We start from the raw sequence: 20,702 nt of genomic DNA on the forward strand, positions 1-20,702 counted from the left end.
GCCGGGTAGGAACCCGGCGTGGTATTAGTGTGATTTTCGGCGGAGTGCTAGAACTTGTTGTCCGCGATGCGCAGCTGACGCGCGCGGGACAGAATCGCATCCTCCACCGCACGGGTTGTTGCCGCGCTTACCGGGGCGCCCCCGCTGGATTGCAGGGCGACGGACAAAGACCGGGCCGCAAGCGCCGGATCACTGATGTGTACGGTCGCCCTGTATGACCGGCCTCCGCCCGGAGGGGTGCCGTAACCTGTTACGATCACTCCGGTAAACGGATCGACCTCCTGCACAGGCAGGAAATTCAGTATGTCCAGAGAAGCTGCCCACAGGTACCGGTTTACATTGGTGGTCTGCTCGGCCTTGCTGCGATCGAAAATGTCCCACAACGTTGAACGTTCGGGATCGTTCAGTTCGCGTTCATCGGAATTACCGCTGGCGGGATTGGGGGAATATGTCGAAGTGGTTCGATTCTGCCCGCATGCCGCAATCGTGGTGGTCAGCATGATTAATCCCAAAATCGTAGGCAGGCGCATTGTCAGCAGGTCCTGTTTCACTTGTTTTGCAGTATTCAGGGCATACTCCTAGCCAAGGACCCTCGCTGCAACAAGCCTATTCTTCTGAAATGTAAGTGTATCACCCGCATCCGGGCGAAAAGGAACTGTGGCATCCTTGCACCAATCTGACCCCAATGACGTGACCGGGTTTATGCCAAGCTTGCGCAATGGGGGCAAAAAGAGCGAAACGGTGTCCGTGCTGAGACATATGCCGAGGCATGTGTCGAGTAGATAACTCTTTTGAAAGAAACCGAGGGAAACAAGATGAAAAAAGTTCTCTTCGCATCGACGGCGCTGATCGCGACCGCAGGCGTTGCGGCAGCTGAGATTAACTTCAGCGGTTACGGCCGTTTTGGTATTGGTTACACTGAAGACCGTACCGCAACCACAACCGTTACTGGACCTGGCGCAGACGGCCTGATGGGCACAGCAGATGACGTATCCGCAAGCTCGACCGCACAGTCTGACGACGCTATCCTGGTCTCGCGCTTCCGTCTGAACATCGACGGCATCGCAGAAACCGACGGCGGCGTTCGTTTTGAAGGCCGTGTTCGTCTGCAAGCTGACGAAGACAGCAGCACCGGTGAAGCAAACTCGGCCGGCCTGAACGGCGCACGCTTCTCGGTCATCTACGGCGGTCTGCGTGTTGACGCGGGCAACGTCGCAGGTTCGTTTGACAACCTGGCAAACTACTACGGCAACGAAGTAGGTCTGGAACTGTTCGCAGGTCAGTACTCGGGCGTTGACTACAGCTTCCTGGGTTACTCGTCGACCGGTTCGGGCGCGAACGCTGTGTTCTTCCAGTATTCGGTTGGTGACTTCTCGTTTGGTGCGTCTTATGACCAAGCGCAGGTTACAACTGTTGCAGCTGGTGGCGCCACTTCGACCACCACTGACGCAGACCGCTGGGACATCAGCGCGACCTACACCTTCAACAACATCACTGCCGCTCTGGCCTATGGTCAGACCGACGGTGGCGCAGGCAGCGATCCGAGCCTGACCGTTCTGACCCTGGGTGGCGAATGGGGTGACTTCTCGGGTACTCTGTTTGTCGCGGACGACGCAACCAAAGTTGCTTCGACCGACGGTACTGCATGGGGTCTGTCGGCTGCCTACAACCTGGGCGCTGCAACCACCCTGCTGTTCACCTATGGTGACGGTAACGCATCTGCTGACCTTCAGCAGGTTGCTATCGGTGCAATCTACGACCTGGGTGGCGGTGCATCGCTGCGCGGTGGTCTGGGTGTAAACGACTGTGACTCTTGCGCAGACTCGACCATCAAGGCTGACTTCGGTGCTCAGTTCAACTTCTAAGCTGATCTGAACCGTAAGGTTTAAGGGCGGGTCTTCGGACTCGCCCTTTTCTTTTGCGCCGACTTGGTGTTTTTCTGCGCCAAAGACAGATTGAGGGCCCCATGTCGTTGCAAGAGATCACCGCGCGTATCGCCAAAGCCGAAGCCAGATCGGACCGCCCTGCCGGTTCCGTCAAACTGCTCGCTGTATCCAAAGTACAACCGAATGAGCGAGTTCAGGCGGTGCTGGAGCAGGGCCACAGGTGTTTTGGTGAGAATCGCGTACAGGAGGCGGCCAGCAAATGGCCCGCTTTCAAAGAGCAGTTCGATGCCGTCGATCTGCATCTCATCGGCCCGTTGCAGACCAACAAGGCCAGGCAGGCGATGGAACTGTGCAATGCGATCCATTCGGTCGATCGCCCCAAACTGGCCAAAACCCTGGCGCGGCTGGCGCAAGAGGTGGGATACTGCCCCGACCTTTTCATTCAGGTCAATACGGGGGAAGAAGCCCAGAAGGCAGGCGTTCTTCCTGCGGATGCGGACGGGTTTATCGCGGAATGCCGATCGCTGGATCTACCGGTACGCGGGCTGATGTGCATCCCGCCGGTCGATGAAGAACCCACTTTGCATTTCGCCCTCTTGGCCAAGATCGCAGCCCGCAATGGGCTTGAGGGGTTGTCGATGGGGATGAGCGGTGATTTCGAGCAGGCCATCGCCTTGGGCGCGACCCATGTTCGTATCGGGTCGGCCATTTTCGGCGAGCGGGTCAAGCCTCAGGAATAATCAGGCGCGTTCCAAGGGAAATTCGCCCTGCAATCCAGTGCAGATGGTCCCGACGGAAGGCAATGCAGCCCTCGGTGGGGTAGCCGGGCCTGCGCCACTGATGCAGAAAAATCGCCGATCCCTTGCCGGGAACGGCATTCGGCCAGTTCCAGTTGGTCAACAGGACCAGATCATAAAGCGGATCAGCCCGGCGCAGTTTCTCATGACTGAACGCATAAGGGGCAAGCACCAAGTGATTATAGTGGCTGTCTTCGACGTCATCAGACCACAAGTCCTGCGGCCCAATCGGGATCGCCCAGAAGTTGGGGGCGACCAGCCGGTCGGGCCGGTAGAGCATGCCGACGATTCGATGGCATCCGGTAGGTGTCGCCCCATCGCCCTCGTGTTTCGTGTTGCTCAATCCGCCTTTGCCAATCGAGCAGGGGAACGTCCTGCCACGAAAGCGAACACCACGCGGGGTGAGCACAAGATCGCCTGGAGTCACAACAGGTGCCCGGATTTCGCGGCTTTCGTGGCCAGGTATCCCCGGTTATGCGCGGTTTCACCCACTTTCAAAGGAACGCGCTCGGTCACGGCGATCCCTGTGCGTTCCATCATCGAGATCTTGGCAGGGTTGTTGGTCAGCAGGCGCACCGAGTTGAAACCCAGAGATTTCAGGATATCCGACCCGAGTCGGAAGTCGCGCTCATCATCCTCGAAACCCAGCCTGTGGTTTGCTTCTACCGTGTCAAAACCCTGATCTTGAAGAAAATATGCGCGCATCTTGTTGGCCAGCCCGATACCACGCCCTTCCTGGTTCAGATACAGAAGAACGCCAGCCCCTTCGGCCCCCATTTGCGCCAGTGCGCCCCGCAATTGCGGACCGCAGTCGCATTTCAGGCTGCCCATCAGATCGCCCGTGAAACAGGCGGAATGCAATCGGGCCAGCACTGGTTTGTCCCGATCCGGGCGGCCTATTTCGACTGCGTAATGTTCTTCTCCGCCATCTTCGGGGCGGAAAACATGCAGACGGCCGGCCTCGGATACTTCCATCGGAAGACGCGCGGCAACCACCTCGTGCAGGGCGCTGCGGTCCGCCAGATGCGGGGCGGCGCGCGTGTGGTCAATGCAGGTCAGGCCGTGCGATACCGCAAAGGCCCGGCCATCTTCGACCGGCACGACGACCGCGGCAGGAAGAATGCGCGCGGACTTGGCCAACGCAATCGCGATGCGGTGCAAATTGGCGTTACCGTGGCGCTCGGTCATCAACGGCCCTTTCATCGGCGCGTTCAGATCGTCAGAGGGATCAGCAACCGCCTGCACCCAAGTGATGTCTGCATCGGCGGGAATTGAAACGCGTGCAAGATCGCCGTCATAGGCCCGCGCCTTGAGTGTTTCGGCCCGCCGCCCGGTAATGGCCACCACCGGGTCTCCGAGCTTTTTCAGATCGGCCAGGCGCTGCGGATTGAGCGTTTCCGCAGAGATCGCCACAACGCTAAAGCCGCTGTCATCGGTCAGAACCACTGGAACGCCCATGCGCAGATCGGCCCGGGCCCGGGCAAGAAGTTCGGTGATATCGGGAATGAGGCTCATCTATGTTACCCTATAACGCTCAGCCCTTCTCCTAGCTGTTTCGAAAGGAAATGTGAAACATTTCTGCCAACTCTGACACGATGGCGTGAAACCGTTGCAGCAAATCTTGTTGATTGCATATTCCGCGCGCAAGTGATGGAAAAGCGTTTGGAGGATCGGGAAATGGCTCAACTCAAGAAAATCCTGTTGGTGGACGATGACGAGGATCTGCGTGAGGCGCTCAGCGAGCAACTTGTCATGACCGAAGACTTTGACGTTTTCGAAGCGTCAGACGGCCAGTCCGCAATGGAGCGCGCACGCGAAGCGATCTATGATCTGGTCATTCTTGATGTGGGTCTGCCGGATACCGACGGGCGGGAATTGTGCCGCCTGATGCGTAAACAGGGCGTGAAGAGCCCGATTCTGATGCTGACCGGTCATGACAGCGATGCCGATACGATCTTGGGCCTGGACGCCGGCGCGAACGATTATGTCTCCAAACCCTTCAAATTTCCGGTATTGCTGGCCCGTATCCGCGCTCAGCTGCGGCAGCACGAACAATCCGAGGACGCGGTATTTGTTCTTGGCCCCTATACGTTCAAGCCGGCGATGAAGATGCTGATCACGGAAGAAGACCGCAAGATCCGTCTGACCGAGAAGGAAACCAACATCCTCAAGTTCCTGTACCGATCAACCGACGGTGTCGTGGCGCGTGATGTGCTGTTGCACGAAGTGTGGGGATACAATGCCGGGGTCACGACCCACACGCTGGAAACCCACATCTATCGTCTGCGTCAGAAGATCGAGCCTGATCCGTCCAATGCGCGCCTTTTGGTCACAGAATCGGGTGGATATAGGCTCGTGTCTTAACTGGTTGTGGATTGATGTGGATCAAAGTGATACTCTGTACTCATAATTAGGTTACTCCCAACCCGTGCATGTCCGGGTTATGACATGTACCTCCCTGTTGGACTGCCGGGCCGAATGGCCCGGCTTTTTTTGCTGCTGAGGGGCGGCTTCCACACGAAGGCAGACAGCAGCACTGACCGATATTCGCCCAATGACGGAGGTGAGCTCTGCCGCGGTTCACCCTTCCGCCGGGGCAACGGCGCGCTGGTAAAGGTGCCACGTGGTGTGGCCAAGGATCGGAAGGGTAAAGATCAGGCCCAGAAACGCTGGAACCAGCGACAGCAGTATGGTGACCGAGATGATCGCCGCCCAGCCGAGCATGACCGCCGGGCTTTCGGATACGACGCGCAAAGAGGTCAACATGGCAGAGATGAAGTTGGTTTCCCGGTCCAGCAGCAAGGGCATGGCGACGACGGTCACCGAAAACAGTACGGCTGACAGGAACGCGCCGACACAGGTGCCAATGGCAAGGAAGATCCAGCCCTGCGGCGTGAAGAAAACGGTGTTCAAAAACCCGTCGAAATCCGAGAAGGATGCGTTCTGAAGGGTGATCGCCAGCCAAAGCCGAACCTGGTAGATCCACACCCAGAAAATGAAAAGTGTGACAAAGGCCATCCAGCCCAATTCGCGTTTGCGTTGATTGGCCATGACGCTGAGGATTTCAGCCCAGCCAAAGCTTTCGCCTTTTTGCAAGCGGCGCGACATTTCATAAAGCCCGGCGGCGGCGAAAGGTGCGACCAGCGGAAAGCCGACAATGGCGGGAATGATCATCCAGATCTGGCCAAGCCAGATCAGGACCCAAACCAGCAGAATTCCGAAAACTGCATAGAACAGACCGAAAAAGCCGCTCAGGACAGGGCGGGCCAGAAAGTCGGAAAACCCGGCTTTCAGCGACGCCCTGATGTCATCCGTCGTGATCTTGTTGACCTGCGGCATGTCCCGCTGCTGCGGCGTCAGGTTTTCCGGTGGCGTGGAACCTGCGGTCTCGGATGCCATGACACACTCCTCCCAAAGCATGGTGCCGGGCCGGTCTGTTCGCGAACAGACCCAGCGGTGAAACAGACATTCCTCATTCGCAGACAAGTCTGCATCAGGCGAGATATCAGGGCAAGGGAAAGCACGAATGTGACGCCCGCCTCACTGCCAGTCCTTGGTCCTGGCATCGGGGCTGCCTTTTCTCGTGGCAACTGGCGTTGTGCCACGTTAACCTGCGCCAATCGCGACAAAGGAATCCCCGACATGCCTTTCACCCTTGCCACATGGAACATCAATTCTGTTCGCCTGCGCGAGCCTATCGTGCTGAAATTGCTGCAAGAAGAAGCCCCTGATGTATTGTGCCTGCAAGAGTGCAAATCACCGGTTGAGAAGATCCCGACCGAAGGGTTTTCCGAACTGGGCTACACCCACATGATCGCGCGGGGGCAGAAGGGTTACAACGGCGTCGCCATCCTGTCGCGCCTGCCGATGGAAGAGGTGGGCGACAAGGATTTCGCCGGTCTCGGACATGCCCGCCATATTGCCGGGCGGTTGGAAAATGGTGTCACGATCCACAATTTCTATGTCCCGGCGGGCGGCGACGTGCCGGACCGGGAGGTGAATGAGAAATTCGGCCAGAAGCTCGACTATCTCACTGATATGCGCGATTGGTTCCGTGCGGAAAAGCCGGCTAAATCCATCCTTGTCGGCGACCTGAACATCGCCCCGCGCGAGGATGATGTGTGGTCACACAAACAACTGCTGAAGATCGTCTCGCACACGCCCATCGAAGTCGAGCATCTGGCCGAGACACAGGAAGCAGGTGGCTGGGTTGATATCACCCGTCAGGACATCCCGGAAGGGCAGCTTTACAGCTGGTGGTCCTATCGCGCCCGGGACTGGGATGCGGCGGACAAGGGGCGCCGGCTGGACCATATCTGGGCCACTGCCGATATCTCGAACGCGGGCCATTCCAGCCGTATTCTGCGGGACGCCCGTGGATGGGAAAAACCCAGCGATCACGCTCCGGTCTTTGCCAGTTTCGACATCTGATCCGCAACTCAGCCCTTGGTTTCCGCGACAAGCGGCTGCATATAGGGCGCAAGTTCGAACGAAAGAGTGATTGCCATGGACCTTCTGAACGGCGGAAACGCCCCAGCAACCGATCTGATCAAAGACGGGACCGAGGCCACTTTCATGGCCGATGTGGTGGAAACCTCGCAGGAAACACCTGTGATCGTCGATTTCTGGGCACCTTGGTGTGGCCCGTGCAAAACCCTTGGACCGATGCTGGAAGAGGCTGTGACAGCCGCGAAAGGCGCGGTGAAGATGGTCAAGATCAATGTGGATGAGGCGCAGACAATTGCTGCGCAAATGCGCATCCAGTCGATCCCGACCGTCTATGCCTTTTTCAAGGGCCAGCCTGTGGACGGGTTTCAAGGCGCGTTGCCGGGATCCGAGATCAAGGCCTTCGTGGACCGCGTGATCGAAGCCGCAGGGGGGGAAAGCCCCGGGGGCCAACTGGATGATGCTGTGCAGGCTGCCGAGGAAATGCTTGCCGAAGGCGCGGCTGCGGACGCGGCTCAAACCTTTGCCGCAATTCTGGGCGAAGATCCGAACCACGCCGCTGCATATGGTGGTCTGGTGCGGGCGCATATCGCCACCGGTGATCTGGAGCAGGCAGAAGCGATCCTGAACGGCGCTCCGGCCGAGATCTCCACATCGGCCGAGCTGGAGGCCGCACATGCGCAGCTGGAGCTTGCAAAGCAGGCAGCAGATGCCGGCCCCGTCGCCGAGCTGACGGCAGCGGTTGAGGCGGATCCGGACAACCATCAAGCCCGCTTTGATCTGGCGCAGGCGCTGCACGCGAACGGCAATGTGGAAGAAGCCGTGGCACAATTGCTGGAACTGTTCCACCGGGATCGTGAATGGAATGAAGGTGCAGCCAAGACACAGCTTTTCACCATCTTCGATGCGCTCAAGCCCAATGACCCGATTGTTCTGAACGGACGTCGCAAACTCAGTTCGATGATATTTGCCTAATCTCTCATCAGAGCTAGAGTCGGGTACATGATGCATCCCGCCGACCTGCCGGAAACGGTATCTGTTTTTCCATTGCCCGGGGCGCTGCTGCTCCCGCGTTCGCGCTTGCCGCTTCACATATTCGAGCCGCGCTATCTTCAGATGCTGGACGACGCGCTGAAAACCAAGGAACGGTTGATCGCAATGGTTCAGCCGAATCCTTCGGTCAATGACGAAGACAAGCTGCACCGTATCGGATGCGCAGGGCGGGTGACGCAGTTTTCGGAAACCGAAGATGGCCGGTACCTGATCACGTTGACCGGTATATCCCGGTTCAGGGTCATGTCAGAGCTGGATTCGTTCACGCCCTACCGGAGGTGCGCGGTCTCGTGGGACGGGTTCGACCGTGATCTGGGAAAGGCCGAGAAAGACAACGAGTTTGACCGCAACGCGTTCCTGACATTGTTGGAGCGTTTCTTTTCATCCCGTCAATTGTCCACCGACTGGGATTCGCTTAAGGACGCAGAGGATGAACTTTTGGTGAATTCCCTGTCGATGCTTCTGGATTTCGACCCCGAGGACAAACAGGCCCTGCTGGAAGCCCCCTGCCTGCGCACCCGGCGCGAAACGTTGGTGACGCTGATTGAATTCGCCATGCGCGGCGGATCAAACGAGGAAAAACTGCAATGACCGACCCTGAACACGCCTTTGATCGCCACATGCTCGAGGCGATGATCTGCCCGCAGACACATACGACCCTGCACTATGACGCCGAAAAGCGAGAGCTTGTTTCAAAAGCGGCGGGTTTGGCTTTTCCCATCCGCAACGGCATTCCGGTCATGCTGGTCGACGAGGCCCGACAGCTGGATTAAATCGGGCGCCCTTGCAACAGCTTGGGCAGATCCCCGGTCAGCCCGGCCGCTTCGCGAACGAAACCGCGACGGAGGCCGGGCAAAGCGCCGACAACCCCCATGCCAATGTCACGTCCAAGCCGCAGCAGCGGGTTGTCGTTGGAAAAAAGCTTGTTGAAGACATCCGTCGCCATCGCCAGCGAGGCCGTGTCGAAACGGCGCCATTCCTGATAGCGCTCCAGAACCATCAACGAGCCGATATCCTCGCCGCGCCGTCCCGCCAAAGTCAGGACCTCAGCCAGAGCGCCGACATCGCGGAGGCCAGCGTTCAGGCCCTGACCGGCAATGGGGTGCATTCCGTGCGCGGCATCTCCGACCAGCGCCATGCGATCGCTGATGAAGGAATTGGCTATGGTCAGGTTCAGCGGATAAGTGAAACGATCTCCCGCCAGACTGATTTTGCCAAGAAAATCGCCAAATCGCGGGCGCAGAACTTGCACGTAGTCATCCTCGGGCAGGGCGTTGATGTGCTGTGCGCTGTCGGTGCGTTCGCTCCAGACGATGGAACTGCGATTGCCAGTTAACGGCAGAATTGCCAGCGGACCGGGTGGCATGAAAAACTGATGGGCAATGCCATTATGTGGCAGCTCATGTTCGATGGCGCAGACCAATGCCGTCTGGCCGTAATCCCAACCGGTGCGTTTGATGCCGGCCCGTGACGCGGTTCCGCTGCGGCGACCGTCACAGCCAACCAGCAGGCTGCCGTCCAGGGTTTTGCTGTCATCCAACGTCACGGTCACGTTGGCCGTGTCGGTCTGTTGCGAAACGACGGATTTGCCGCTTACCTGGGTGATGCGCGGCTCTTCGGCCATCGCGTCCAGAAAAGCACGGCGCAGGTGGCGATCCTCGACCATATACCCCATCGGGCCTTCTTCGATCTCGGCATGGTCGAAATGCATGAAAAACGGAGATGGCCCTGTCCCGGCATGGCCATCTGTGACCTTGATTTCCAGCATCGGTTGGGCGTGCTGCGCGACGCGGTCCCAAATACCGATGGCATCCAACAACCGCTGTGAGGCCAGAGCCAGCGCATAGGCGCGCCCGTCGAATGCCGCGTTCTTGCGTACCTTTTCGACCAGCGCATCGATCACCGTGACCGAATGACCGGTTTGTGCCAGTGCCAGCGCCAAAGCAGGGCCGTTCAACCCGCCGCCCACAATCAGAATGTCAGAAGCCTGTGTCATGCCCTGCAATATGCGCGCCCTTTCGGGATTGTCCATGTGCAGTCCTGTCGCTACCGTCACCCACAGCCGAAAAAACCAGGAGGGATGAGATGCAGGATTGGTTGACAATGACCGCGTGTGATTTGGGCCGTGGCATTGGCATGGGGCAGATCGATCCGGTCGAACTGACGGAAACCTACCTGTCCGCTATTGACGCTCATCCGCATCGGGACCGCATCTATGCCCGCGTCACCCAGGACCGCGCCCGGGCCGAAGCGGAAGCCGCTCGGCAACGCGCGCAACTGGGCCTGCGCCGGTCGCTGCTGGATGGCGTCCCGATCAGTTGGAAAGACCTGTTCGACACCACCGGCACCGTGACCGAGGCGGGTTCGGCTTTGTTGAAGGATCGCGTGCCGGATGCGGATGCGCTGGTGCTGCGCAATGCGACTCAGATGGGCACCGTTTGCCTGGGTAAAACACATATGAGCGAGCTGGCCTTTTCCGGCCTCGGGTTGAATCCGATCACCGAAACCCCGCCCTGCATTCATGACGAGGCAGCAGTGCCCGGAGGGTCGTCTTCGGGGGCGGCGGCCTCGGTCGCGTGGGGGTTGGCGGCGTGTGGCATCGGCTCGGACACGGGTGGTTCGGTGCGTATCCCGGCGGCTTGGAATGATCTGGTGGGGCTGAAAACCACTGCGGGACGGCTCAGCCTGGAAGGTGTGGTGCCGCTGTGCCTGCGTTTCGACACGGTTGGACCTGTGGCGCGTTCGGTCGAGGACGCGGCGCATGTGCTGGCTCTGCTCGAGGGGGGAACACCTGCCGATCTGCGTGGTGCTTCGCTGAAAGGGCGCCGTTTTGCCGATTTGCAGAACATTGCCAAGGACGACCTGCGCGACACACCGCGCAAAGCATATGACGAAGCCGTGGCCAAACTTGCCGACGCGGGGGCCGAGATCGTGCCGTTGGAAGTGCCCGAGTTGAACGAGGCCATGACGTTGACCAGCATCGTATACACGACCGAGGCCTATGGGCTGTGGCGCGATGTCATCGAAGCCAATCCCGAGGCAATGTATCCCGAGATTCTCGAACGCTTCCGCATTGGCATGGGTTATTCGGGCCCCGACTATGTGGCGGCCTGGGCCAAACTCAAGGCATGCCGCAGCGCCTGGGACGCGGCAACCGCCGGGTTTGATGCGGTTCTGGCGCCGACAGCGCCGATTTTGCCGCCCAATCTGGAGCGCTTGCTCAGCGATCATGACTATTACGTAACCGAGAATCTTCTGGCCCTGCGGAACACGCGGATTGGCAATCTGATGGGGCTGGCGGCGCTGAGCCTGCCCACCGGAACGCCCGGCTGCGGGTTGATGATGCTGGGCTATCCCGGCTCGGAAGAGGCGTTGTTGCGGCTGGGTTCGGCAGCGGAAACGGTGCTGGCCTGAATGCCACAATCCCCTGATTCGGAACCTCTTTGTCTGGACGAAGAGGGACCCGGGCTGTAATCTGCCAAAAAAACGGGGCGCCAATGACCCCGATATTGAGGCAGTATTATGGATTTCCCCGAGCGGTTTTCGAACCTACCGGCTTATGCATTCCCGCGTCTGCGCGCCCTGTTGGATCACCACCAGCCGGGCGGTGATGTCGTTCACATGACCATTGGTGCGCCGACACATGATTTTCCGGCTTGGGTGACGGATGTCATCTTGGAAAACGCCGCCGGGTTCCAAGGGTATCCCCCGAACGAAGGGTCGGATGACCTGCGCACGGCGATCACGGATTGGATCAAACGGCGATATGGGGTTCAGATGGACCCTGATGCCAACGTGATGGCGCTGAACGGCACGCGCGAGGGGCTATACAACGCGGCCATGGCTTTGTGCCCGGAACAGAAGAACGGTCAGCAGCCGATCATCCTGTGCCCGAACCCGTTTTATCAGGTCTACATGGTCGCCTCGCTGTCGGTGGGCGCGCAGCCTTATTTTGTGCCCGCCACCGCCGCGACGGGCCATCTGCCGGACTATGCCGGCCTGCCTGCGGACGTGCTGAACCGCACCGCCGTGGCCTATATCTGTTCACCCGCCAATCCGCAGGGGGCCGTTGCCTCGCGCGAGTATTGGGCCGACCTGATCCGTCTGGCCGAGCAGTACGATTTCCGTATTTTTGCGGATGAGTGTTATTCCGAGATTTACCGTGACGAAGCCCCGACAGGTATTCTGACTGTCGCGCAGGAACTGGGCGCTGATCCTGAACGGATCACGCTGTTCAACTCACTTTCTAAACGTTCGAATCTGGCTGGCTTGCGGTCGGGGCTTATCGCCGGTGGTCCAAAGACGATCAAACAGGTCAAGCAGCTGCGCACCTATGCCGGGTCGCCTCTGCCTCTGCCCTTGCAAGCCGCCGCAGCAAAGGTTTGGGCGGATGAGGAACACGTTCGCGAAAACCGCGCGCTGTATCAGGAAAAATACGCCATTGCGGATGAGGTATTCGCAGGCGTGCAGGGCTATATGGCGCCCGAGGCCGGATTCTTTCTGTGGCTGCCGGTCGAGAATGGTGAAGACACCGCATTGAAAGTCTGGAAGGAAACCGGTGTCCGGGTCCTGCCGGGCGCATATCTTTCACAAGGCGATCCGGGAAAGAACCCGGGCGAAGGATTTATCCGGGCTGCATTGGTGGCCCCAAAAACAGAGTTGCAGCGTGGTCTGATCACACTCCGCGACTGCATCTATTCGTGAGGTACGAGGGCAAAATGGCATCATATAACGCGCGCAACCGCGATCCATTGCTGGACAGCACAACGCAGGCAGCCCTGGAGCGACGCAGCAAGGAGTTGATTGGCATCGCCCTGATCCTGCTGGGTTTGGCAGCGGCCGCGATGATCTGGTCCTACACGCCCGATGATCCCAACTGGATGGTGTCCACCGACGCGCCGGTGCAGAACTGGATGGGGCGGATTGGGGCCTCGATCGCCGCACCCTTGTTCATGATCGTCGGCTGGGGCAGCTGGGGCATCGCAATGGTTCTGATTGGTTGGGGTTTTCGGTTTGCGGGCCATTTCGGGGAAGATCGCGCCATTGCGCGTCTGATTTTTGCCCCGATCTGGATCGCCGTCGTCTCGGTGTATGCCGCGACGCTCGTTCCTGATGCAGACTGGCGCGCGACCCACAGTTATGGTCTGGGCGGTTTGTTCGGCGATACGGTCATGGGCGCATTGCTGACGCTGCTGCCGATTTCGTCACATTTTCTGGTGAAGCTGATGTCGCTGGCCATGGCGGTCGGGATGATTGCGCTGGGTATTTTTGTGCTGGGTTTCACCAAAACCGATGTCAAGCGGGGTTTCCGCGCCTTCTTGCTGGGTCTGGTGATGGCATATGACATGCTGATGACCCTGATGGGCCGTGGTGCAGCCTCGGCTGCGCAGGCAGCACGAGGTCGCCGCGCGCAATGGGAAGAGCGCAAACTTGCGCGAACCGCAGCGGCCGAAGCCGTGTTCGAGGATGATCTGGCTTATGCCGATCCAATCTTTGAAGAACCCGAACTGGAAAGTCCCGAACCTCCGGTCAAGTCCGGTCTGTTGGCGCGCATGCCGTCACTTATCAGGCGCCCCGATCCCATGCCCGAGCCAGAGCTGGTCGATCCGGAACCAATCGCGGGTTTCGACGAAATGCCGGGCGAGGATCGCATCCGTTCGAAAATCTCGGCTGCTGTGCGCAATCGCAAAGTGGCCACAGGTGAGTTGACGCCCGAACCCGACCCGAACCTTCCGCTGACCAAAGGCCGTGGCCGCCGCCCGGGGCCGCTGATCCTGAACACAAGCCAGCCCGATGGCTTGCCGGCGGAACCGCCGGTGACAGCAGCAGGACTGCCGCCCGAGCCACCCGTAACAGCGGGTGATAAGCCAGAGTGGCAAGAATCCACGCCGGTTGAAAACGCGCCCGCGCCTATGCAGACCCCCTATGCGCCCGAGCCGGATGTGGAGGATGAGGTATTCGAGGATGTCGAAGAAGCTGTTTGGCAACCGCGCCCGGCGATGAAAATCCCGGTAGCCGAACCGCGCAAGCCCGTGGTCGCGCAACCGGTACGCCGTACACCGCAACCGTCTCGCCGCGCACAGGCCGAGGCACAGCCTGCACTATCCTTTGAAGAGCGGCACTCGGATTTCGAACTGCCACCTCTGGGCCTTTTGTCGAATCCGGCCAGCATTCAGCGCCACCATCTGAGCGATGAAGCCTTGGAAGAAAACGCGCGGATGCTGGAAAATGTGCTGGATGATTATGGCGTGAAGGGTGAGATCGTCAGCGTTCGCCCGGGCCCGGTCGTCACCATGTACGAACTGGAGCCCGCTCCGGGGCTGAAGGCAAGCCGCGTGATCGGCCTGGCCGATGACATCGCACGTTCGATGTCGGCCCTGTCGGCGCGGGTTTCGACCCTACCGGGCCGTTCGGTTATCGGTATCGAACTACCGAACGAAAATCGCGAAATGGTGGTTCTGCGCGAAATCCTGGCCAGCCGTGATTTCGGCGATGGCAACCAGGCACTGCCGTTGGCCTTGGGCAAGGATATCGGCGGCGAGTCCGTCGTGGCGAACCTGGCGAAGATGCCGCACTTGCTGATTGCGGGAACCACGGGTTCGGGTAAATCAGTGGCGATCAACACGATGATCCTGTCACTGCTGTACAAGCTGACACCGGATGAATGCCGCCTGATCATGATCGACCCGAAAATGTTGGAACTGTCGGTCTACGACGGTATCCCGCATCTGCTGTCGCCTGTTGTGACCGACCCGAAAAAGGCGGTGGTCGCCCTGAAATGGGTCGTGGGCGAGATGGAAGATCGCTATCGCAAGATGTCCAAAATGGGCGTCCGCAACATCGCAGGCTATAACGGCCGGGTGAAGGATGCGTTGGCCAAAGGCGAGATGTTCAGCCGCACGGTGCAAACCGGGTTTGACGATGAAACCGGTGAACCAACGTTCGAGACTGAAGAATTCGCGCCCGAAGCGATGCCCTATATCGTTGTCATCGTCGATGAGATGGCCGACCTGATGATGGTGGCGGGAAAGGAAATCGAAGCCTGCATCCAGCGTCTGGCACAGATGGCGCGGGCCTCGGGCATTCACCTGATCATGGCCACACAGCGCCCCTCGGTCGACGTGATCACCGGTACGATCAAGGCGAACTTCCCAACGCGGATTTCCTTCCAGGTGACGTCGAAAGTCGACAGCCGCACCATTCTGGGTGAAATGGGGGCCGAACAGCTGCTGGGGCAGGGCGACATGCTTTACATGGCTGGCGGTGCCAAGATTACCCGCTGCCACGGGCCCTTTGTCTCGGATGAAGAGGTCGAGGAAGTCGTCAACCACCTGAAACAGTTTGGTCCACCGGACTACATTGGCGGTGTTGTCGACGGTCCGGCCGAAGAAAAGGCTGACAATATCGATGCCGTTTTGGGCCTGAACACTGGCGGCAATACGAACGGAGAGGACGCGTTGTACGATCAGGCGGTGGCAATCGTGATCAAGGATCGCAAATGCTCGACCTCGTATATTCAGCGAAAACTTGCCATTGGCTACAACAAAGCTGCACGGCTTGTTGAGCAAATGGAAGACGAAGGTGTTGTTTCGTCAGCAAATCATGTCGGGAAACGCGAAATCCTCGTCCCCGAGCAATAGGATATTTAATAACAAGGGCAGAAGACCTATCTGTACGGCATGAAACAGATTGCTTTTGCCCTTGCTTTGACACTGGCCGCACCCGCCGCATGGGCGGCGGAGAAGCTGCCGCTCTCGCAGATTTCCAATTACCTGAACGGGTTGAAGACGGTTCAGACAACATTCACCCAGGTGAATGACGATGGCTCGCTGAGCACCGGCAAGCTGTGGATGCAGCGCCCCGGCAAGATGCGATTTGAATATGACCCGCCCAACAGTGCCGTGGTGCTGGCAAGATCCGGAAGTGTTCAGATCTTTGATCCGAAATCGAACCAGCCGCCCGAGCAATACCCGCTTAAGCGCACACCACTGTCCATCGTGCTGGCGCGAAACGTGAACCTGAGCCAGGCAAATATGGTTGTAGGTCACAGCTTTGACGGCACGGCCACCGTCGTAACCGCGCAGGATCCCAAGAACCCCGAAGCGGGTCGGATCGAACTGATGTTCACGGACAATCCGGTCGAGCTGCGCAAGTGGGTGATTCACGACAATGCGGGCAGCCAGACGACGGTATTGCTGGGCGCCCTGAATGAAGGCGGTCGCCTTGATCAGAAGCTGTTCTCGGACAAAAAGAGAAGCGGGTCAGGCAATCGCTGACCCGCTTGTACGTATCAATACCGGCAGTTCGCCAACTGTGCCTGATATAGTTGTGCGCGTGCGTCCACGTCATTGGCAACGTTCAACAACCAGGATTTGCTGTTGTAGCTGCCACGGGCGTAGCCTGTATGGCCTTCGTGATAGGCCAGGTACTGATTGCGCGTATCTGCCGGGTGGATACCGTTACGCTCGTAGCTTTTGTTCATGTACCAGCCGATAAAATCCGAGGCGTCGCGAATGCGATCGCGCTTGGCCCGACGTTTTCCTGTTTCGCGCTGATATTGTTCCCACGTGCCGTCCAGTGCCTGACCATAGCCGTAAGCGCTGCTTTGACGGCCCATTGGGATGACGCCCAATACATATCTATGCGGAGTGCGCGCATCATGCCTGTACCGGCTTTCCTGATAGATGGTCGCCATCTGAACGTGAACCGGAACGCCCCATTTGCGCTCGGTGTTCTTGAAGGCTTTGATATAGTCGGGTTTTTCACGCGCAATACTGCACGCATCGTTTAATCTGCTGGGCGGCTGTTTAGAGCCGCCCCCACAGGATGCCAGAAGCAGCACCCCCAGGAGTACGAAAAGAATTCTGCTCATGTGCCTCGTGCCTTTTTTGTGTATTCTAGCGCAGATTGAGCGCTTAGGAAATCACAATCGCTATAAAATGATAGCCAGAATAGCCGGTAACGCCGCAACGGAAAGCACGGTGGACACCATGACCATGCCGGCGACGGCGTCGGAATCGGCCCCAAACCGTTCGGCCAACAGGTAAGAGGTTACTGCAACCGGCGTACAGATTTGAAGAACCAGAACGCCAAATGCGATCGTATCCAAATCAAACCATCGTCCGATTCCCCATCCCAGCGTAAAGCACACCGCCAGTTTCAGCGCTGACAGCCACAGCGCCCGCCCCAGGCTGTGCGAAGTCAGGCGGGCGATTGCCACACCCAACGTGACCAACATCAGCGGGACAGCCATTTGCCCCAAAAGCTCCAGCGTGTTGGTCAGAAATGTCGGCGTCTGCCACCCCTGCCACAAAAACACTGCGCCAAGGATCGTCGCCCAGGCCATTGGTTGGCGCGCAACCTGTCCCCACGCCCCTTTCCCGGCGACCAGATAAATCCCGTAAGTGAAAGAAAACAATGCGGTAACTGACAGAAAGACAACAGCATATCCCAGACCAATCTGACCAAAGGCAAAGATGCACAGCGGCAGGCCCAGATTTCCGGTATTGCCGAAGATCAAAGGCGACAGATATGTTCGCGGGTCCAGTCTCAGCCCTCGAACGATCAGCCAGAACAACACCGCCAGCAGCAGATTTGCGACCAGTGTCGCCATTGTGAAGCGCGACAGATCATTGCCCGGGATCTCGGTTTGCATCAGGGCAACAAAGATCAGACTGGGCATTGCCAGCATCGTTGCAAAGCGGGTGACGAATTGCAGGCGGTATTCGAAACCCAGCTTAACCCATGTAAAACCAACAGCCGCCAATAGAAAAACCGGCGCCACGATTTCGAACACTGTCAGTATAAGGTTCACAGACTGTTTCCCTGATTTTCACATCAATGATTGGCTTTTCCGCCCGGAAACGGGTAAAAAAAGCGTTGGGGGCTGATACAATGCTAAAGACACGTGCAAAATACGGCTTGGGCCAGGTGGTTCGTCACAAGAAACACCCTTTTCGAGGGGTGATTTTTGACGTGGATCCCGAGTTTTCGAATACCGAAGAATGGTATCAGGCCATTCCGGAAGACAGCCGCCCAAGGAAAGAGCAACCGTTCTACCATCTGCTGGCCGAGAACGACCAATCCTTCTATGTTGCTTATGTTTCAGAACAAAATCTGGTTGCAGACTATTCAGGCGAACCGGTCGAGCACCCGGATATTCCCAATATGTTCGGACCGTTCGAAGATGGTGCATACCCCCTGCATTTCCACCTGAACTAAGTGCGCCGAACCGGCGGGCGTAAGTCTGCCGCAGATCAGTATCCAAGGGCGCAGCCATCCTTGCGTGGGTCGCTGGCACCCTCCAAAACACCGTCTTTTCGGATTCGGATCGCTTGCGCTCCGCCAAGTGGTGTTTCCGGCATCTCAATATTATGGCCGATATCGGACAATTGTTTCGCGATCTCGTCGCTGTAGCCACGCTCCAGTTTCAGAACTGATCCGTCAAAGAAGGCGCGTGGCGCATCGATGCTTTCCTGCAACCCAAGCCCGAAATCGACAAGATTTGACACGAAGCGCGCGTGTCCGGTTGGCTGATAGGCACCGCCCATGACACCAAATGGCATCGTGACCCGACCGTTCTGCGCCAACATTCCCGGAATGATCGTGTGCATCGGGCGTTTGCCGCCGCCCAGTTCGTTGGGGTGGCCGGGCTGCAATGTGAATCCTGCCCCGCGGTTTTGCAGCAATATGCCGTATTTTCCCGACGCGATACCGGATCCAAAGCTGTGAAAGATCGAATAGATCAACGAAACAGCCATTTGGTCGCGGTCGACGACGGTGATGTAAACCGTGTCCTTGTGAACCGCTTCGGTCAGAGGCGCCGCAGCAGGCATCGCCTTTTGGGGATCGATCAAAGCAGCCAGTCTGGCAGCGATATCCGGATCCAGAAAGCGCTCTACTCTTGCCATGTGGTCAGGATCCGCGATGAACCGGTTTCGAGCGTCATAGGCCAGTTTGGTGGCCTCGGCTTCGATATGAATACGCTCCGCTCCGAATGGATCCATCGAGGCCATGTCAAAATGCTTGAGGATATTCAGTAGCAAAATCGCGGTTGCGCCCTGACCGTTCGGCGGATGTTCCACCAGATCCACACCTTTGTAGGCCCCATGTATCGGCTGCGTTTCAGTACATCTTGTGTGATGAAAGTCCTCAGCGGAATGGACACCACCCCTTTCCGAAAGCGCGGTGATCATATCATCGGCGATTTCACCTGAATAGAACGCGTCGCGCCCGTGGGCCGCGATCTGGCGCAATACCTTCGCCTGTCCCGGCGCACGGAAAACCTGCCCGATCGACGGGGCTTGCCCGTCAATCAGATAGTGGTCGCGGGCGGCGCCCTGAAGTGTTGCGGCACCTGATTTCCAATCGAAAGCGACCCGAGGAGCCACCGGAACACCCGCTTCAGCATAATGAATCGCCGGTTTCAAAATCGCGCCCAACCCCAGGCGACCCTCGGTCTGGGCCAGGTGGCAAAAGGCATCGACGGCTCCGGGAATGGTCACGGCATCCGGCACGCCCAAAGGTACGGATGACAGGCCCTGATCGCGCAACATCTGGGACTGCGCGGCAGCCGGTGCGCGGCCCGATCCGTTGAGCGCGCGTATCCTGCTTTCGCCGGCACGATTGAACAGAACGAAGCAATCGCCGCCCAATCCGGTCATCTGTGGTTCGCAAATCCCCAAAAGAACAGCCCCGGCAATCGCGGCATCCATCGCGTTGCCGCCCTGGCCCAAGATATCGATGGCCACTTTGGCCGCCAGCGGATGCGACGTCGCGCACATGCCTTGCGTGGCAAAAACTTCGGATCGGCCCGGATTATGCAGATCACGCATGGCGAATTCTCTCTCGTTAGAACAAGAGAAAGCTATTCACTGATCAGCGATTGTCCAGCGATTTCAGGATGGGAAGTTCCTCGGCGCCATTCACTGGGTGGGGGCTGTGATTTGTGGCGCCGAGGGAAGCTATCTGAGCTACGAGTCACTGTATGGTGGTTGTTTGCGGCGCGACAATGTTTCGAAAATGACCTTATTGTGACCAATTGTGGTCGATCACCCGTTGGGTTCAAAATCAAACCGCAGGGACAGACGATTGCACCCACCGCGCCGCTCGTACCGGATATCACTGGTGAGGCGATGGATCAGGAACCAGCCGAACCCACCTTCGGGGAGGTCCTGTAGATCCGTTCCCATCGGAGCAGGGGTGCCATCCGGAAGTCGGTATCCAGGCAGCGGGCGCCCCGTATCCGAGATCAAGATGTCCAGAAGATCCCTGTCCAGCCGGCAGGTGACCTGAACCTTGGCCGCGGCGATGCCATTGTAAGCGTGTTCCACGACGTTGTTGATGGCTTCAGCCAAAGCAATCTTCACATCGCCGGCTTTATGCGGGGGCAATCCCCGTTCCGCCAGACCGACGCTAAGCTTTGCAATGCCCTCGCTGGCCTCTGATTCCGTCGCAGGGAAGGTCAATTCCAGGCAGGTCTTGTTTTCAATCGGCTCCACGCCATCTATCCCCTGCTGCC

21 protein-coding genes are annotated in these 20,702 nt (G+C 58.4%); 12 read left to right on the plus strand and 9 right to left on the minus strand.

The features are described from left to right. Window positions 1-47: 47 nt before the first annotated feature. On the minus strand, window positions 48-530 hold the full coding sequence (locus tag ACR0FB_RS17650) for a DUF3576 domain-containing protein (RefSeq protein ID WP_170345590.1): 483 nt from the start codon (window positions 528-530) through the stop codon (window positions 48-50). 285 nt (window positions 531-815) lie between these two features. On the opposite strand from ACR0FB_RS17650, the gene ACR0FB_RS17655 reads away from it, so the two are divergent. Both ACR0FB_RS17655 and ACR0FB_RS17660 read left to right on the plus strand, forming a co-directional pair. Continuing rightward, complete coding sequence (locus tag ACR0FB_RS17655; protein WP_480621520.1) at window positions 816-1,865, plus strand: porin; 1,050 nt, start codon at window positions 816-818, stop codon at window positions 1,863-1,865. Between the two features lie 101 nt (window positions 1,866-1,966). Continuing rightward, window positions 1,967-2,626: a YggS family pyridoxal phosphate-dependent enzyme gene (locus ACR0FB_RS17660; protein ID WP_480621519.1), complete on the plus strand. Its 660-nt coding sequence runs from the start codon at window positions 1,967-1,969 to the stop codon at window positions 2,624-2,626. On the opposite strand, the gene ACR0FB_RS17665 is transcribed toward ACR0FB_RS17660, so the two are convergent. After that, window positions 2,610-3,110 (minus strand): L,D-transpeptidase family protein, encoded by a 501-nt coding sequence (locus tag ACR0FB_RS17665; RefSeq protein ID WP_480492433.1) that lies wholly within the window; start codon window positions 3,108-3,110, stop codon window positions 2,610-2,612. The genes ACR0FB_RS17660 and ACR0FB_RS17665 overlap by 17 nt on opposite strands. After that, entirely contained in the window at window positions 3,107-4,198 is a 1,092-nt protein-coding gene (gene ribA / locus ACR0FB_RS17670) for a GTP cyclohydrolase II (RefSeq protein ID WP_152459261.1), read from the minus strand. Before ribA ends, ACR0FB_RS17665 begins: the two co-directional genes overlap by 4 nt. A 162-nt stretch (window positions 4,199-4,360) precedes the next feature. Between ribA and ACR0FB_RS17675 the strand changes: the two genes are divergently transcribed. Further along, complete coding sequence (locus ACR0FB_RS17675; RefSeq protein WP_117872957.1) at window positions 4,361-5,047, plus strand: response regulator transcription factor; 687 nt, start codon at window positions 4,361-4,363, stop codon at window positions 5,045-5,047. Between the two features lie 216 nt (window positions 5,048-5,263). Here ACR0FB_RS17675 and ACR0FB_RS17680 read toward each other — a convergent pair whose 3' ends face one another. Further along, on the minus strand, window positions 5,264-6,082 hold the full coding sequence (locus ACR0FB_RS17680; RefSeq protein ID WP_171637758.1) for a DUF2189 domain-containing protein: 819 nt from the start codon (window positions 6,080-6,082) through the stop codon (window positions 5,264-5,266). A 243-nt stretch (window positions 6,083-6,325) separates the two neighbouring features. Between ACR0FB_RS17680 and ACR0FB_RS17685 the strand changes: the two genes are divergently transcribed. From ACR0FB_RS17685 to ACR0FB_RS17700, 4 genes are all read left to right on the plus strand, one after another. Then, window positions 6,326-7,114 carry an exodeoxyribonuclease III gene (locus tag ACR0FB_RS17685; RefSeq protein ID WP_480486497.1) on the plus strand — a complete coding sequence of 263 codons (789 nt, stop codon included), beginning with the start codon at window positions 6,326-6,328 and terminating at the stop codon, window positions 7,112-7,114. Window positions 7,115-7,189: 75 nt separating this feature from the next. Continuing rightward, window positions 7,190-8,104, plus strand: a complete 915-nt coding sequence (gene trxA / locus ACR0FB_RS17690) for a thioredoxin (protein ID WP_171637754.1) — start codon at window positions 7,190-7,192, stop codon at window positions 8,102-8,104. A 27-nt stretch (window positions 8,105-8,131) separates the two neighbouring features. After that, a complete protein-coding gene (locus ACR0FB_RS17695) occupies window positions 8,132-8,773 on the plus strand; it encodes an LON peptidase substrate-binding domain-containing protein (RefSeq protein WP_171637751.1) in 642 nt (213 codons plus the stop codon). After that, complete coding sequence (locus ACR0FB_RS17700) at window positions 8,770-8,955, plus strand: Trm112 family protein (protein WP_171119907.1); 186 nt, start codon at window positions 8,770-8,772, stop codon at window positions 8,953-8,955. The genes ACR0FB_RS17695 and ACR0FB_RS17700 overlap by 4 nt, the downstream gene beginning before the upstream one ends. Here ACR0FB_RS17700 and ACR0FB_RS17705 read toward each other — a convergent pair. Beyond that, entirely contained in the window at window positions 8,952-10,214 is a 1,263-nt protein-coding gene (locus ACR0FB_RS17705) for an FAD-dependent monooxygenase (protein WP_480621518.1), read from the minus strand. The genes ACR0FB_RS17700 and ACR0FB_RS17705 overlap by 4 nt on opposite strands. Before the next feature lie 53 nt (window positions 10,215-10,267). On the opposite strand from ACR0FB_RS17705, the gene ACR0FB_RS17710 reads away from it, so the two are divergent. The 4 genes from ACR0FB_RS17710 to ACR0FB_RS17725 all read left to right on the plus strand — a co-directional run bounded on the left by ACR0FB_RS17710 (window position 10,268) and on the right by ACR0FB_RS17725 (window position 16,458). Continuing rightward, window positions 10,268-11,596, plus strand: a complete 1,329-nt coding sequence (locus ACR0FB_RS17710; RefSeq protein ID WP_480621517.1) for an amidase — start codon at window positions 10,268-10,270, stop codon at window positions 11,594-11,596. Between the two features lie 108 nt (window positions 11,597-11,704). After that, on the plus strand, window positions 11,705-12,886 hold the full coding sequence (locus ACR0FB_RS17715) for an aminotransferase class I/II-fold pyridoxal phosphate-dependent enzyme (RefSeq protein ID WP_480621516.1): 1,182 nt from the start codon (window positions 11,705-11,707) through the stop codon (window positions 12,884-12,886). A gap of 14 nt (window positions 12,887-12,900) precedes the next feature. After that, entirely contained in the window at window positions 12,901-15,822 is a 2,922-nt protein-coding gene (locus ACR0FB_RS17720; RefSeq protein ID WP_480621515.1) for a DNA translocase FtsK, read from the plus strand. A gap of 39 nt (window positions 15,823-15,861) precedes the next feature. Beyond that, a complete protein-coding gene (locus ACR0FB_RS17725; protein WP_170345603.1) occupies window positions 15,862-16,458 on the plus strand; it encodes a LolA family protein in 597 nt (198 codons plus the stop codon). Between the two features lie 14 nt (window positions 16,459-16,472). Here ACR0FB_RS17725 and ACR0FB_RS17730 read toward each other — a convergent pair whose 3' ends face one another. After that, entirely contained in the window at window positions 16,473-17,054 is a 582-nt protein-coding gene (locus ACR0FB_RS17730) for a transglycosylase SLT domain-containing protein (protein ID WP_152459251.1), read from the minus strand. Window positions 17,055-17,114: 60 nt separating this feature from the next. Then, window positions 17,115-17,996, minus strand: a complete 882-nt coding sequence (locus ACR0FB_RS17735; protein WP_480492417.1) for an AEC family transporter — start codon at window positions 17,994-17,996, stop codon at window positions 17,115-17,117. Window positions 17,997-18,076: 80 nt separating this feature from the next. Between ACR0FB_RS17735 and hspQ the strand changes: the two genes are divergently transcribed. Then, on the plus strand, window positions 18,077-18,403 hold the full coding sequence (gene hspQ / locus ACR0FB_RS17740; RefSeq protein ID WP_050604943.1) for a heat shock protein HspQ: 327 nt from the start codon (window positions 18,077-18,079) through the stop codon (window positions 18,401-18,403). A gap of 35 nt (window positions 18,404-18,438) precedes the next feature. Here hspQ and ggt read toward each other — a convergent pair whose 3' ends face one another. Beyond that, entirely contained in the window at window positions 18,439-20,016 is a 1,578-nt protein-coding gene (gene ggt, locus ACR0FB_RS17745; protein ID WP_171724923.1) for a gamma-glutamyltransferase, read from the minus strand. Between the two features lie 216 nt (window positions 20,017-20,232). Further along, window positions 20,233-20,682, minus strand: coding sequence for an ATP-binding protein (locus tag ACR0FB_RS17750; RefSeq protein WP_171637737.1), 450 nt, complete (start codon window positions 20,680-20,682; stop codon window positions 20,233-20,235). Window positions 20,683-20,702: the final 20 nt, after the last annotated feature.

This window comes from Ruegeria sp. P10 (assembly GCF_056534925.1).